Consider the following 16,181-nt stretch of genomic DNA (forward strand, 5'->3'; position numbering starts at 1 on the left):
ACAATTAAATCAAAGGTTCTATTCCGCTTAACTTTACTATATTATTCCAAATATTGTTTGCTTGTGTATCTTTGCACCTTAATATTTTAATCTTATCTATTAGGCATGAAGAATCTGTTTTTGATTTTCTCTTTTTTTGCATTTATTTTTGTTTCGAATATCAATGCACAGATCTATGACCCCGTGAAATGGAGTTCCAGCTCTAAGCAAATTAGTGATGACGAATTCGAACTCACATGGACTGCCAAAATCGAGTCAGGTTGGTATATTTATAGTCAATATATAGGTCCGGATGACGGTCCGAGTGCCACAGTAGTTGCTTTTGACAATCCAAAGGCTATTAAACTGATAGGTAAAAACATAGAAGGGGGGCATCTGAAGAAGAAATTCGATGAAATATGGGGTGTTGAAATCTCTAAATTCAGTGAATTAGCCACTTTTAAGCAAAAAATAAAAGTCCTGGATGACACAAAGCCGATAAAGGGCTATGTCAATTTCCAGACATGTGACAATTCCAAATGCCTTCCTCCAACAGATTATGAATTTAGTTTCAATCTGAAAAATAAGAAAAGCACTGGAATCGTCGGCCCAAATACTACTAAGGATGAGAAAGTAGCCGGGACTGATTCCAAAAGCGGAGATCCAGCAGAATTAGCAATAAAAACACCTGAAACACAAGTTGAAAATTCAGGTATCATGCAACCTGTAAATTGGACAGCTTCCATTTCTAAAGATGGGTCAGGCAATCCAGTCATAAGATTAATTGCGTCAATAGACAAAGGTTGGCATATCTATAGCCTTAACAATAAGGAGGATGGTCCTATTCCTATGAGTTTTATGTTGGACAAAGACACAAAAGGAGAAATAGATAAGAACATCATTGAAAATGCTAAGGATAAAACTAAGGCATTCGATAAGTTTTTTAATGTCAATGTCACTACTATTGATAACAGTGCAGAATATATTCTTACTCTGAAAAATACCGAAGAAGGAAAAATGATCTTTGGTACGGCTGATTATATGTCATGCAATGAAAAAACATGTGTTCCTTTGAATGCTTATTTCAGAATCTCGGCTGATAGAAACACAATTGAGATCATGAATAGCGAGTTTTCTGATGAGGACAAGAAGCCGGTCGTTTCAGGCGCTGATGCCGGTATTTTTCCCATCAACAACATACAATTGGACAAGCCATTATCCAATTGCACTACTTCGGCAGAATCTGAAGTCGCTAAATCTAGTTTACTTAACATTATCCTATTAGGATTCATCGGTGGATTGATCGCGCTTCTTACACCATGTGTGTTCCCAATGATTCCTTTGACGGTGAGTTTCTTCACGAAAGGAAGTAAAGACAAAAAGAAGGGCTTGACGAATGCGTTTTTGTATGGATTTTTCATTTTCGCAATCTATCTTCTACTAAGTCTTCCCTTCCATTTATTGGATTCTATCAATCCAAATATTTTAAATGATATTTCGACGAATGTATGGCTGAACGTGGCATTCTTCATCATCTTCATGTTTTTTGCATTCTCCTTTTTTGGATATTACGATATTTCTTTGCCAAGTAGCTTTTCCAACAAAGTAGCATCTGCTGAAGGCATAGGTGGATTTTTAGGTATATTCTTCATGGCATTGACACTGGCTCTCGTGTCATTCTCTTGTACAGGTCCTATTCTTGGGTCTTTGCTTGCAGGAGCTCTGAGTTCGGATGGTGGCGCCTGGCAGCTGACAGCAGGAATGGGTGGCTTTGGATTAGCCCTGGCTTTACCTTTCGCTCTATTTGCGGCGTTCCCGGGTTGGATGAATTCTATGCCTAAATCTGGTGGATGGTTGACGACAGTGAAAGTAGTGCTAGGCTTCCTTGAGCTTGCTCTCGCATTTAAATTCCTATCGAATGCAGATCTTGTAAAGCATTGGGGATTATTAAAAATAGAACCTTTCCTTATCATTTGGATCCTTGTCGCACTTGGTATGGCAGCATATTTGTTCGGTCTGATTAGATTTCCGCATGATACTAAGCTTAAAAAATTGTCTCCGGTAAGAGGAGGGCTGGCTGTTGTATCCTTAATATTTGCTATTTATCTGATGTCAGGTTTCAGGTATAATGAAGATACAAAGACCTTTACCTCACTTTCACTATTGAGCGGTTTGGCACCTCCTGTAGGGTATAGTTTCATCCATCCAAAGGATTGTCCTCAGAATCTAAATTGTTTTCATGACCTGGACGAAGGACTTGCTTATGCCAAAGCGCGTAACATGCCTGTATTCCTTGATTTTACAGGTTATGCCTGTGTGAATTGTCGTAAAATGGAAGAACATGTTTGGGTCAAAGAAGATGTTTATGCTATTCTTTCCAAAGAATATGTGGTCATCTCCCTTTATGTGGATGACAAAACAGAGCTTCCTGAAAATGAGCAGGTGACACTCACTTTTAAGACAGGCGGTCAGAAAAAGATCCGCACCAAAGGTGACAAATGGGCCTTCTTCCAGACGGACAATTTTAATAATAACTCTCAACCATGGTATGCACTTTTGACCAATACAGGTACTTTACTTAATACACCAGTTGGGTATACTCCTGAAGTGAAGGATTATGTAAACTTCCTTCAGTGTGGACTAGATGCATATAAGGCTGCAGAGGGGAAGGAGTTGATTGGGAAAGTAGAGAAATAGTATAATAGTATTGTTATGGGGTAGGGACAAGGCTTGCCCTTGTCCGTAATGAATAGAAAAACTATTTCTTTATATTAGTATTTCAGATGATCTAAGGCTTGCCCTTGTCCGTTATATATTTTTACCGTATTTTCAAAATGCCGAAGCTGCGCCGCTCGGGGCTAAAAGCATTGTAAAACATAGCGATACCCGGAATATCTGATCCTTCAAAATCGAGAAGAATTTCGCTGTTACTATACCTCTTAATTACTTCATCTATAAGTAATGAAGGTCCTGATAGTTTTTTGAATTCAGGATTAGCAAATTGGAGTAGGATAATAATCCGCTTTTCTGTTTTCACATAAAGCAAGCCGGCAAATATTTCATCTAGGTCATTTTTTGAAAGTAGTATATTGACAAGACCTTTTGAATTTAATAAGGAAAGATAGTCCTGTATGTAATTAGGACTTAGCTTTTCTGATGCAGAAAACTTGGAAAATGTGTATTCAAAGTAATATTTTAGAAAAGTCGTGATTGAGGAATCTTCACCTAAAGAGATATTGAACTCGTCTTTTTTCTTCAACACTTGCTGAAGGTTTTTTTTATAGTTGGACCTAAGTTTATCATATGGACCATTAAGCTTTAGCACAAAGTTAGTTTTATCCTGATGGAAGATCTGAGGAGCATATCCATTCATTTCATTGAATGCTAGTTTTGCCCTGATACAATGCTTGCTGATCATTTTATTTAACAATAACAAAAAAGATTCAGAGCTTTCTACATCTCCTATTACACCGAGCTGCTGTATCAAGTACGGAGTATAATACTGTTTGAAGCCACATATTTTTCTGTTGTAAGGCAATGGTAAAACCCATGTATAATCCTCACTAATGATCGCATCCCACTGCTTTCCGGCCACTTGATCCAATGACCAACTATATGCATAGGGTAGGCCTTGTCCTGATTTGTTTATCACCCCATCCCATCTGACATCATCTATATCGTCTCTGGTTAAAAAGATCATATCTTATTTTTAGTGATCCAGAATAAACCATCACGAATCGGTAGAAGCAACTTATTGACCTCCTTGTTATCATGTATTTTTTGGTTGAATGCTTTTATAGACAATGTGGTAGCATCATCGTATTTTTCTCCCAATACCTTTCCTTTCCAAAGTACATTGTCCGCTAAAATGACGCCACCTGGTCTTAATTTGGGCAGACACATATCGAAGATCGCAGCATAATCTTTCTTTGCCCCATCAATAAAAACCAGATCCAATGACTCTTCCATAGTAGGAATAATCTGTTTCGCATCACCAAAGTGAACCTTTATTTGATCTTTATATATACTCTGACCGATAAATTTATCATGGGTATCCGACAATCTTTCATCAATATCAATGGAGTGGACCAAACCTCCTTCCGCAAGTCCTTCTGCAAAACAAAGGGCTGAATAACCGGTATATGTACCAACCTCCAGAACGATCTTCGGTCGCAACATCCTGCTGATCATTGCTAGAAGTCTTCCTTGAAAAGCACCTGATATCATGGTAGCTCCATGGTGGTGCTGATGAGTATATTCGTCTAATTCTGTCAGTATTTGAGGGACCTCATCACTAATTGATCGGCAATATTCTTCTATTTGTTCAGGATCCCAGCCCATACAATTTCTTCTTTTTATAATTCTTAGAAAGAGGGTAGAGAAATACTGCAGCTAACAATATCGACATACCAAGATAAAAACCGCTATTAAGCTCTTTGTCTTCATGGAGGATTATGATGGCTAATATAACTCCATACACAGGTTCCAAATTGATAGATAGATTCACAATAAATGGGGTAAGTGCCTTCAAGGCTATGGCAGTAAAAACAAATGCCATTGCAGTGCAAACCACAGATAGCACAATCAGATATATCCAGTCATTTCCTGTTGGGACAAATATTTCCAGCCAACCCAATCCTTTGAATAATGGCAGCATCAAAGTTATGATGATGAGACCGAAAGCAAGTTGGACGAAAGAAAGCATTTTGACAGGCAAGTTGTCTACCAGTTTTTTTGAAAGCACTGTGTATATACTTGAAAGTAATGCAGCGAGAATTCCTACCCAGACACCAGCCTTCATATCCATCGCCGTATTGTTAAATATAAGTGCCATACCGGGGATGATGAGCAAGGCTACCACCATTTGCTGTATTTGAAACTTACTTTTGTTAATAAGTGGATCTAAGATCGATGTAAAAAAAGGCATTACTGACAATACAACTACTGCAATGGATGCATTGGCGATCTTGATTGAAGTATAGAAACATACCCAATGCAAGGCAATGATGACACCAGTCAATGCCATCATAGGCCAATAAGAACGATATTTAATTATCTCAGAAAGTCTCGGTCTGAAGAAAAACATTAACGCAACCAGCGTCATTATTAGCCTCCACCATACCAACGCCATCGGGCTGATATGTATCAGTGCTCCTAGGATAGCAGTAAAGCCATATGCCAGGACAGCTATATGGAGATAAATATATGCAGCTAAAGGAGTTGTTTTTTTATTCATTATTGGGGGTGAAATTAAGCAATATTAAGTTATTAAAAAATGCGGCTTTTGGTCAAGGATATTAATCCTAGATGCGCCCCAAGAATGTTGAAGTCTTAGTTTGAAATTTACCAGACAATCATTTCATTTTCTGAATACCAGATCAAATCTATAAAAATCACATAAGTTAATGACGTGCAGAAATAAGTTAAAAATTAATAATTTTGATGCGAAATGATTTATCTTTGCATTTTGGAAATCGATCTTCTGATAAGTGTCATTTATTCTTTTAATCGAAATTCCAAAATGAACAATATTATCCTATTAATACGACTTATATGAGTACTTTTAGTTTTTCTTCTTACGAATCTGAGGAAGTTTTATTAGATGAAACTACTACTATTGATCAGCAGGAATTGATAGTATATAATGATGATCACAATACTTTTGAATGGGTGATCAACTGTTTTGTTGATGTTTTACGTCACACACAGGAGCAAGCAGAGCAACTTTCCTATATGATCCATTTTACTGGAAAAGCATCGGTCAAGATCGGCTCTTATATTATGCTAAAGCCTTTTAAAGAAGCACTTACTGACAAAGGACTTTCTGTAGTCATCTCATAAAACACCTAATTGTCGCCTCTGGATAATTATAAATTTCATTTTACAGATCAATCTTTTCAACATCCATCTACTGCTAATGATAGTGGCTTAGTAGGTGTTTCATTTATATTGACATTGGAAGATCTTATCTGCGCATACCGTTTCGGTATTTTTCCTGTCAATGATCCTGCAGATCCTATCGCCTGGTGGAGTCCCAATCCCAGATGGGTGTTAGATCCTGTGAAAGTCAAAGTCTCTAAATCCATGCGCAAAGTGATTCGTGATCAGCCCTGGCAGATGACTGTAGATACCTGCTTTGCAGATGTCATGCGCCTATGTGCTCAAAGTAGGAATAGAAAAAGTGGCCTGGATACTTGGATCACGGAAGAGATCATTGTTGAATATACCAAATTATTTGAGATGGGTCGCGCTCATAGCTTTGAGGTTTGGAATGGAGCAGAATTGGTTGGGGGGTTTTACGGTGTCCTGACTGGAACCATTTTCTCTGGAGAGAGCATGTTTGCACATGAATCTAATGCGAGCAAATATGCCTTTATCATTGGATGTCAATTTTTTGAACATCTTGGCATAGAATTAGTTGATTGTCAAATGCACTCAGAACATTTGGAAAGTCTTGGTGCGTATCCTATTGATCGGGATATTTACCTTGACCTAATCAAGAGGAAAGGTTTTGAAAATAAAGGGTTGATTGGGAGCTGGACGGAGGTATTTCAAGGTTTTTTAGGACAAGCGTAAAATGGATACATTTAACGGAAATATTTCCATTTGAGCAGTTTGCCCGTTATTGGTTAGCCGCAATACATAAACTGAAATTGCATTTCACTAACTCAAAATCGAAATCAATCTTTGTAGCGTATGAAAAAGGTGGCGATTTTCAGCAAAACTGTTGATAGGTAGAACTATACATTAATTGACCACAAATGTGTTTAATGATCTATAAATCACCACTTATGCAGCGGGTCGTTATTATTTCTTCGTCAGTTTATATCTCAAATGTGTAGTAAAATCTGATGGAATTACTTCTACAATTTGAATATCATATTTGTCTTTGTCAATGCCGTCAAACAGTCGAATGCCACCTCCTAAAAAAACCGGTGCAATGTGAATGAAAAATTCGTCTACAAGTCCAGCGTTTAGAAATTGTTGAATTGTGTTCGCCCCACCTTGTATTCTTATGTCTTTCAGTTCTGCTGATTGTTTTGCTTTCTCCAAAGCACTTTCAATTCCGTCGTTGATGAAGTGAAAAGTTGTCGTTCCTTCTTGAACCCAAGGCTCGCGCTTTTCGTGTGTCAATACATAAACATCAGCTTTATATAGGTCATCTGGCCAACTAGCTTCGCCTTCCTCAAACATCCGTTTTCCCATAATGAATGCACCTGTTCGTTCAATTGTCTCTCTAATAAATTTTCCATCTGCTCCATCCTCTTTGCCTCCTTCAAATCCTAAGTATTCCCAGAAAGCTTTTTGATTAAACATCCACGAATGAATTTGTCCTGAAACACCACCCATAGGGTTTTTAGGACTTCTGTTATCTCCTGCGAAAAAACCGTCTAAGGATATTCCACTATCAAAAATTATTTTACTCAAATTTTTATTTTTCTTTTGTCTGTTGGTTTATACGAAACGCAAATATAAATAATACCGAGCGGAAAGTCGATTAGGCCCTAAGTTTCGGGAGTCTATTACGAATTTCCATTCTGTATAATTATTGATCCTGAAGTTTTACAATCCCCGATATCAAAGTAAAATGCGCAATCTACGCTACCTTTCCTCCTCATAACAAATCATTGAAGAATGCAATTTACATCTTATCCATCTTTAGCACTTGAAGTTTGTCCCTTACCATTATTTGAATAAAATAAACCCCTTTAGGTAAGTTGCTTTTGAATAATTTAGATGCATGTCCTTCCTGCTTCCATTCATAATGTTCCATTCTCTGTCCGAATAAGTTAATCACATCCGCGCTTACCAAAACTCCATCTTGGATACCGGATAACTTGATGTTGTAATGGTCGCTAGTGGGATTGGGATAAAGTATTGCAAACTTTTCAGATGCACCATTCTTAGTTGCAATGGTCTCATTACCCAGAGGTAATTTATTTTCAATACCTCCAGTATTAATATAAAATTCTGAAAGCCCACTCGTTTCGAATTCAATATAGTATCCATTGCCATAAGGTACTAGATCACTATTTTTGAAATTATAGAAATAATAAACAGGGTCGATCTCATTGCCGAACATTCCATCTTCTTCCGCAGAACTGATTTTTGTCACACCCAATTCATAGGCAGTGCTTGGTTTGTCATAGCCTTCCGGTGCATTCCGGCTTCTTTCACATTCTTCATCAGTGAAAAACAATCTAACTTTCAACGTGCCATTTGTCAGTGGTGATTCTGTTGAAATCTTAAAATTTCTGTCAAGATAATATTGAAGCTCGTCTTTCCTTTGTTCTGAGTCCGGATTGAAATAGACATTCACAGTTGTCTCACCTATGGCATTGTCTCCTGTGTATTTGAGAGAAGCCACCTTGTCGCCATTAATATTGAAATCTGTCCAATCATTTGTCAGAAGTTGACTTACTAAAGCATCACTGCCTTGGTATATATTCTGAGATTCATATATATGTACATCATCTATAGACAGACCCTCTGCTGTCATACTTTCGTCTGAACGCATAATAAATCTGAACTGAACACTTGATCGGTCGGCGATATCAACCAGATGAACTGGTATACTTGCCACATGCCAATAATTATATGTGCTGTCCCATTTTTCTTCCTTATTATACCAATTGGTGCCTTCCAGCATAGTTCCTAGAGTTTTCCACTCAAATCCGTCTTCGCTATATTCGACGCTGGCTCCATCATATTTGACCTCCAAATCATAGGCAAAAGAAAAAGATAACATTGGATCATTAGTGAAAGCTGATAGATCAAAACAAGGAGAAACAAGGTTTGACCGTTCGAATGCCAAATAATTATCTGTTAAGTTAGTAGTCCAGGCTTTATCACCATTAGCGGCACCTTTCAACTGATATTTCTGAGGAAGCCCCCATTCCCAGGTGCTTCTTTGTCCATCCGAATACCAATGCCCATTGTCAGTTTCAAAGGATTCGAGATAGGGGAAATTATTAATGTAAATGTTATTAGTAAATTTATAATTGTCAAGTGTATCATTGGCTCTGTAATTGTCTGAACCTGCATTTACCCAAGCCTTCAATTCATATTTTCCAGCTAAGGAAAGATCTGTTGGAGGAAATGAGTATGTCAAAACTTCATTACCCTCAATACTTCCTACAGCAAAAGGACCCTGAATGGCGCCATTGTTGATGGTATACCATGCTTGAATATTTTCAGCTTTGTTGACATCTGTATTTTCTATATTGATGACAATTCCTTCAGTTTTACTCAATCCACACACATTCAAACCTGGATGTTGTATATTTTGAATACCGATGTCATTGTTAGCTATATGCAGCGCCATATCATCAAAAGTATATCCTCCATAACTATTGATAGCAATGGCAGGACCACTGACCTCCACGTCAAATCTGATTTGACAAGAAGAAGAAAATTGCTGACCAGCTGCATAGAGTATTTTAGTCAACGGGATACCCAATACTTTTTTATAACTACCACCATTGGCCTCATTTGCATATAAATCATAGATCTGTATCCATTCGTCCAAGTCACTTCCCCTCGCCCATACTTTACTTGCGGCACGCTTAAGTGTGTCTGCATTGTGATTGAGGTAAGAGAAATCGAATTTAATATTATCATTTCCTTTATAATTAGACATATTGAGTGTAGCCATCAATTGATTGATGATGAGTGATCCATCATTTTTTCGGTCAATAGTCAAAGATTTATTTCCATTTTTATTAAAATCTCTCAAAACAAATGTTCTTGCCCTTCCCTGGATATCTTCAGTCAAAAAATCAAATCGTTCGATTCCGTCCAATCCAAAAGATGTACCCTCGTAAGTTGAGGTATTTGCATTCTCAAAGTCAACTTTAAAGGTTGTATTCAAGTCATTGGTGACCAATATTGGTTCGTTAGGCAATTGTCGAATAGTCTTTGACATGGTGTTATTGTCTAAATATGGAGTGTCAATATCACCTATTATTCCTGCAGTAATATTATACGTTCCTACATTAAATACATTTATTGGATTGGCAAAATTAAATACTTCGGAACTGCCCGGGGCCAGCACACCATTAAAATCCTCAATGATATTTCCAGCACCTGCATTATAAAATAGCTTGAAATTTGAAATCTCTGAAGTTCCCAAATTGCGAACGATCACTTTCACAGTTTCATTATTTGTGAGCGCTGTTGAGGTGTTTTGCCTTCCAGTTTGAGATAAGTTGATTTGCTCTATAACGAGATCTCTCGCCCATGGACATTGATTTCCATTAGCATTTACAAATAAGGAAAGACACCTTCTACCTACTCCGCCATCTGCCAGGACGGCAGCAGCAGAGATTAACTCCTTGCCATCTGGATCTAGTCCATCAAGTATATAAGTAGTGTCTGTTGTCTCTGCCACTTCTACCATGTAGAAACCGGATTTTTTATATATTTTGTAAGCTACAGCATCAATGACAGGAGACCAGTTTAATTGGGCGTTTCCACGACATAACGGAACTACTTTAAAGTTGGTCGGAATCGGACATATTGTAAATCTGCCACTCGTATCAGACTCGAATCCTTCCTTACTGACCATCAATCTTGCCTGGCCAGTCCTTACTTGAGCCATGTCGAACCTTATGGTTCTAAGGCTGTCTTCTTTATTAGCCAACAATTCCCAATTTTGCCCATCGTCATAAGAAATATTTATGTCGAAGGGCTTACCATTATTATATGGACATTCCCATTGGAAATATTCAAATTCGCCTGGTATATACTTTTCGCCCCCAAACGGTCCATTTATTAATATTTTTTTGCTTTCGGTACGGTAGGCTAATGCATAAGATTGCTCTCCCTGAATGGATCTTCCTTTTACCCTGATCTTATAATCTCCAGCCTTTGGTTCTATCCAACTGATCTGTTCGAGATTGTTTAGGCTATCTACTCCTCTTACAGCTGGCAGTGCAGCTTGAGAAGGATTAGGGTCAAGTGTCCATGGCAAAATAGTCCCTTCCGGGCCTATCAACTCAAGATCTAAATCATTAATGAGTTGATCCACCACTAGTGCATTACCAGAAGGATCGACCCAGCATAGAGTAACTACTGCCTTGGCTGCATTCGGCGGTACATGAAAAGTTATTTCATTCAAACCGTCCTGACTTATCTTATCTAAAGTATGCTGCCCACTAAGTGCTTCTCTGGCAGCTTTTGCAATATTTACCTTACCATACCCATTTGAGAATTCAGGTCCTTCAGTCAAAAGATCGTCAGCAGTATTGGTTAGAATAGCCTTGAGGAGATCCGATTTAGGATAAGTGCCTCCATGCGTTTTTTTGTAAGCTTCCTGCATTGCCGCAATAGCACTTGTGATGCTTGGGGCTGACATTGAAGTGCCTGCGGTAGTATAATAGTTGTTGAGGTCTCCAGCACTGGTCGTATTAGTTCCTTGTGATACAATTTCTGGCTTTATTCGACCATCATCTGTAGGGCCCTGACATGAATATTCAGTCACTGGAGTACCTTCTCTTCTCCAAATAGAACCTACTGTGATACCATTTTTAGAACATTGAGGCCCAGAAAGCACCGAGTTAAATGCCAATGGCACTCCTTCGCAAATCAAAGCGCCACTATTGCCACTCGCCCATACATGAATAAGGTCAGGAAAATGAACTGTGCTTTCATCAACTTCCTGAGCAAAAAGGTCATATTCTCCCATTCTTGTGCAATCAATCGTTTTTTCTATTGTTGCATAAGAATTATTAGTAACCCGGATATTATAATCTCTATAGAATAATTCAGCATTGCTTATGATGTCAAATGCATCTGCATTTACAATGGTTGCTTTATTTAAAAAACCTCTGTGTTTGTCCTGCACATTACCCGCTCCGATCATTGTACCTGCCGTATGTGAAGCATGAGAACCTTCATTAAATCTTGTAAAATTAATAACTCTGTCATTCAGATCTTCATGGTCGAATGCACCACTATCCCCATGCCCTATGACGACGCCTTCACCATTCAGTCCCAATCCACCACTTTCTATAGAGGCATTGGCCCCCTGAACTGCTTCCAAAGATCTTTTATAAAAATTTAGAAAAGTATAATTCCTGGGGCACAATTGAATGGATTGGACTACATCTTTTTCTGTGATGGCCTCACATGTGATAAGATCTGTATCTGCTATAATGTAAGTTTTATTGTCAAAGCTCCTACTCTCCACTACTTTTACGTTTGGAAATAATGCGGCTATTGATTCCTCATTATGAATTCCATATAAACATAACTTGACCCGCATCTTGGATTTATAGCCAGAGTCGATAACTTCACTGCCGATCTTGTATTTTCCAGGGATTTCAAATATGCTGTTGATGTGGGGCGAACTGATCAGTTTTTCAAGACATTCAGATGCTATTTGAACGACATAAGTTCGTTTGTCGAGCCGGTCCATCAAATGAATTTCACATTTTAATTCACCAGCTAAAGCACTTATAAGAGTTCGGTCAGCAATTTGAATGGTTATAATAAGATCTTTAGTGATACCTTTTGCAAGCTGGTAGCCACTCTTAGCAGGAGGGATATATGTTCCGTTTTTGAATAGAACCGGCTGATTTACCTGTCCTATTAATGGTAAAGGAAGGATAAAACATAATAGAGTATAGATCTTGTAGAACTTGCGCATCTTAATTCTTTTAAAAAATTAAATATACGCATTCAGAGAATAAAACAATATGGTCTGGTGCTACTTTAACAAAGCAATCTCTGAAATATTTCCTGAGACGACCTGATCCATTGTTACAAGGATCTCCGCATTGAGAGGAAGGTAAATATCGACTCTGGATCCGAATTTAATAAAACCCATTTCATGTCCACGTTTGACTTCATCTCCTTCTTTGAGATAATTTACGATCCTTCTAGCTAGGGCACCAGCTACTTGTCTGATCATAATATTACCTTTGTCATGCTGATAAACTACCGTAGTTCTTTCGTTTTCGGTAGAAGATTTGGGATTCCAGGCAGCAAGATATTTGCCAGGATGGTATCTACTAACGATGACTTTACCGGACACGGGATTTCTATTGACATGCACATTGATAGGCGACATGAAGATACTGACGAGCATTCTTTCATCCTTAAATATCTCACTTTCAATCACTTTTTCAATGACAACAACTTTTCCATCTGCAGGAGCGATCAGGATATTTTCATCGATATTGGGAGGCATTCTTTCCGGATTTCTGAAGAACTGTAAAACAGTGACCATCAAAAACAGAATTAAAGCATATGCGATCAGAATAAACCCTGGCAAGTACATGCTGAAAAGCCACCAGACAATAATACTGAATATAATCGAAATAAGAATGGTAGCCTTACCTTCTTTGTGTATTCTGAACATAGATTTTTATATAAATTTAGTGTAAAGGTAGATAAATGATATAATAAAGAGGAAAGAGTCGAAACGATCCAAGAATCCTCCATGGCCGGGGAGAAAAGTCCCGGTATCCTTAATATTGTAATTTCTTTTAAATTTGGACTCGATCAGATCACCAATTGTTCCTGCTACACCGATTATCAAAGCGATGAAAAGCCATTCCTTCCAATCGAACGCATTATTTAAAAGCGACATTGGATATGACATTATCATAGCAGTTAATATACCACCAAGTGTTCCTTCGACGGTTTTTTTGGGAGATACAGCTGGAAAAAGTGGTCTTTTACCAATAGCAGAACCTACGAGATAAGCCCCGGTATCATTCGCCCATATCAATGGAATTATTCCAAGTAATGGCAAATATGAGAATCCACCATCTTTAAAACCAAGTTCATAGGCAAACATACATGGGAATCCAATGTAGACTAACGCGAATAAACTATAAGAGGTCTTTTCTATAGGATTTTGTGTGGCCGAAAGCAGTTCGCTCGCCAAAATGATTAAGATCCAGCATACCAGACATGAGATCATTACTTCAGGAGCTACCTGGAGGTATTCCATTCTTATTAGAATCCCAAATACTACCGGCATAAAACAATTGAGCAGGGCTAGCCCGAATCTTAATTTATTTTTAGTATCGAATACTATTTTATAAAATTCATAACCACATAACAAACTTATTAAAAAGAATAATAATGTATACGACCATTGGGAAAGGACAAGGCTTCCTATGACGAAAAAGGTAAAAAATATCGCAGTATATAATCGTGTAGAAATATCCTTGATCATGAAAGTGCTTTATTTTTTATAAAATACTTTTGAAATAGGTGTGTGCTTAAAGCAAGGACCACCACGCTTCCGATGACCAACCAAATAGGAACATTGTAATTGTCCATTTTTTCCAACCTTGTCGCATCGTTCCTCACCGTATATTGCAATATTACTTGTACTGCATTGTTGGTAAAATGGGCTATCATTGGATAGATTATATTGCCCGACCACATCATCAGATATCCCAGAACCAGCCCTAGGATCATTCTAGGAAAAAATCCTTCAAATTGGATGTGGATAGCGCTAAATATGATGGCTGTCAACCATACGGTCACATGTTTGTGAAAAATTAATTTCTTTATGATAGTTTGTAAAAAACCCCTGAATATAAGCTCCTCACCAATAGCGGGAATTAGTGCAATTAAAAATACATTCACTAAAAGTACAAGTATGGAATCATTGTTGAGCATTAACGATACCAACTTCGCAGTCTGGTCTTCCATATTACGCAGGACGTCTGGAAGTGGAATCATTTTATTGACCTCAGAAGAAAATTGAACCAAAGGGTAAGAACACATTAATATGAAAACACCTATTAAAGCTGCATTCAAGTTGAACTTTGGAGAAAAATTAAAAAATACGTCACCTTCATGTCGCTTATAAAGTCGCATGGCTAAGAGCGCAGGTAGAATAAAAGCAAAAAGGTGCTGACTGAAAACGATGAGTCTATAAACCCATGCTACTTCGTTTGTTTTTGCTTTTGAAAGTCCTTCAAAGTTCATTACACCGATCTGCACTTTGGTTACCTGGCCTATCAGAGCAGACACACTTGCTGCGCATAAAGCACCGACCACTATAAAGGCAAGAAGAATCATCATCCATTTAAACCAAAATATTGGTTCTCTTAATGGTAAGGGACCTGTTTGTGATGTCATGATTTAGTTAAAATAAGCTAGATATCTTTTTTGATAGAAGACTTAATGCAAACTTGCAGTAAGGTATCTTCTGAAAACAAAGATAGAATATTACCTTTACCTAAGGTATTATTTTAAATGTCTCAAAAAAATCTAGCAGACAAGCCATGAGCTCAACAAAACTAAGTGTCAACGTTAACAAGATAGCCCTTATCCGTAATTCTCGTGGATCAAATTATCCTGATCTTTTGCAGATGTGTCTCGACCTGGAAGCATATGGCGCTGATGGGATCACGGTGCACCCTCGTCCTGACCAAAGGCATATTAGATATGACGATATTCCATTATTAAAGAAAAATATCAGAACTGAACTGAATATTGAAGGATATCCCTCAGATGAATTTATTCAATTGGTTATTGACAATACACCTGCGCAGGTCACCCTCGTTCCTGATCCACCGGGTGCACTCACATCTGATCATGGCTGGGATTTTGTAAAGAACAAAGATTTATTGGCAAATGCGATACCATTATTTATAAATGCAGGGATAAGAGTTTCATTATTTGTCGATGCTGATGAGGATGCTTCAAGCAGAGCCCATGATGCAGGAGCTGACAGGATCGAGCTTTACACTGGTCCATATGCGCATCAATATGCCAAGGGCGATAAGCAATCGATCCATGGACATATAGCTGCTTCTGCCAAAGCCAAGGCTTTAGGTCTCGGTGTGAATGCGGGCCATGACCTCAATCTGGATAATCTTGCATTTTACAAAAGCTCCTTAGTATTATTAGATGAAGTATCCATTGGCCACGCTCTTATAGTTGATGCTATGTATTATGGATATTCAAACGCCATAGCAATGTATCTTGACAGGTTGAAAAACCCCCAACATTATCATTTTCCAAAGTAAAATTCGCTAAAACATTTTGTGATCTTTAAATGATATTTCATTTAATACTGGATTATCTATAAATTCTTTTCTCAAATTGAATTTTAAGTTTAGTATTATCAATTTTAGATTTTTTTAATCTTATGGTTAACTTATAGGATATTACTAACTATCTATTTGTCAATAGAAATAACTGATTTGTCGAGGAAAATTAATTTATTATTC

12 protein-coding genes are annotated in these 16,181 nt (G+C 37.8%); 4 read left to right on the forward strand and 8 right to left on the reverse strand.

The annotated features are described in order from the left end of the window. The first annotated feature begins 105 nt into the window (after nucleotides 1-105). On the forward strand, nucleotides 106-2,676 hold the full coding sequence (locus IPI15_RS09045; RefSeq protein WP_287401856.1) for a protein-disulfide reductase DsbD family protein: 2,571 nt from the start codon (nucleotides 106-108) through the stop codon (nucleotides 2,674-2,676). A gap of 121 nt (nucleotides 2,677-2,797) precedes the next feature. Here the strand turns inward: IPI15_RS09045 and IPI15_RS09050 are convergent, their stop codons facing one another. The 3 genes from IPI15_RS09050 to IPI15_RS09060 are packed head-to-tail and all read right to left on the reverse strand — an operon-like array spanning nucleotide 2,798 to nucleotide 5,215. Next, on the reverse strand, nucleotides 2,798-3,679 hold the full coding sequence (locus tag IPI15_RS09050; protein WP_287401857.1) for a hypothetical protein: 882 nt from the start codon (nucleotides 3,677-3,679) through the stop codon (nucleotides 2,798-2,800). Further along, the gene (locus IPI15_RS09055) at nucleotides 3,676-4,320 is read right to left on the reverse strand and encodes an O-methyltransferase (protein WP_287419948.1); all 645 of its coding nucleotides are present in this window, start codon (nucleotides 4,318-4,320) and stop codon (nucleotides 3,676-3,678) included. The genes IPI15_RS09050 and IPI15_RS09055 overlap by 4 nt, the downstream gene beginning before the upstream one ends. Then, nucleotides 4,304-5,215, reverse strand: a complete 912-nt coding sequence (locus tag IPI15_RS09060; RefSeq protein WP_287401859.1) for a DMT family transporter — start codon at nucleotides 5,213-5,215, stop codon at nucleotides 4,304-4,306. The genes IPI15_RS09055 and IPI15_RS09060 overlap by 17 nt, the downstream gene beginning before the upstream one ends. 317 nt (nucleotides 5,216-5,532) lie before the next feature. On the opposite strand from IPI15_RS09060, the gene IPI15_RS09065 reads away from it, so the two are divergent. Continuing rightward, nucleotides 5,533-5,820, forward strand: a complete 288-nt coding sequence (locus tag IPI15_RS09065; protein ID WP_287419950.1) for an ATP-dependent Clp protease adaptor ClpS — start codon at nucleotides 5,533-5,535, stop codon at nucleotides 5,818-5,820. Between the two features lie 9 nt (nucleotides 5,821-5,829). Next, nucleotides 5,830-6,555, forward strand: coding sequence for a leucyl/phenylalanyl-tRNA--protein transferase (aat, locus tag IPI15_RS09070; protein ID WP_287419952.1), 726 nt, complete (start codon nucleotides 5,830-5,832; stop codon nucleotides 6,553-6,555). Between the two features lie 231 nt (nucleotides 6,556-6,786). Here aat and IPI15_RS09075 read toward each other — a convergent pair whose 3' ends face one another. The 5 genes from IPI15_RS09075 to IPI15_RS09095 form a co-directional block, all read right to left on the reverse strand. Beyond that, nucleotides 6,787-7,407 carry a dihydrofolate reductase family protein gene (locus tag IPI15_RS09075; RefSeq protein ID WP_287419954.1) on the reverse strand — a complete coding sequence of 207 codons (621 nt, stop codon included), beginning with the start codon at nucleotides 7,405-7,407 and terminating at the stop codon, nucleotides 6,787-6,789. A 214-nt stretch (nucleotides 7,408-7,621) separates the two neighbouring features. Continuing rightward, nucleotides 7,622-12,628 carry a S8 family peptidase gene (locus IPI15_RS09080; RefSeq protein ID WP_287419956.1) on the reverse strand — a complete coding sequence of 1,669 codons (5,007 nt, stop codon included), beginning with the start codon at nucleotides 12,626-12,628 and terminating at the stop codon, nucleotides 7,622-7,624. Between the two features lie 60 nt (nucleotides 12,629-12,688). Further along, nucleotides 12,689-13,342, reverse strand: a complete 654-nt coding sequence (locus IPI15_RS09085) for a phosphatidylserine decarboxylase family protein (RefSeq protein WP_287419958.1) — start codon at nucleotides 13,340-13,342, stop codon at nucleotides 12,689-12,691. Nucleotides 13,343-13,348: 6 nt separating this feature from the next. Further along, nucleotides 13,349-14,167: a phosphatidate cytidylyltransferase gene (locus IPI15_RS09090; RefSeq protein ID WP_287401865.1), complete on the reverse strand. Its 819-nt coding sequence runs from the start codon at nucleotides 14,165-14,167 to the stop codon at nucleotides 13,349-13,351. Then, nucleotides 14,164-15,084 carry a CPBP family intramembrane glutamic endopeptidase gene (locus tag IPI15_RS09095; RefSeq protein WP_287401866.1) on the reverse strand — a complete coding sequence of 307 codons (921 nt, stop codon included), beginning with the start codon at nucleotides 15,082-15,084 and terminating at the stop codon, nucleotides 14,164-14,166. The genes IPI15_RS09090 and IPI15_RS09095 overlap by 4 nt, the downstream gene beginning before the upstream one ends. A gap of 146 nt (nucleotides 15,085-15,230) precedes the next feature. Between IPI15_RS09095 and IPI15_RS09100 the strand changes: the two genes are divergently transcribed. Next, on the forward strand, nucleotides 15,231-15,977 hold the full coding sequence (locus tag IPI15_RS09100; RefSeq protein ID WP_287419960.1) for a pyridoxine 5'-phosphate synthase: 747 nt from the start codon (nucleotides 15,231-15,233) through the stop codon (nucleotides 15,975-15,977). Nucleotides 15,978-16,181: the final 204 nt, after the last annotated feature.

Source organism: Candidatus Brachybacter algidus, from assembly GCF_016707225.1.
Lineage (GTDB): Bacteria > Bacteroidota > Bacteroidia > Chitinophagales > Saprospiraceae > Parvibacillus > Parvibacillus algidus.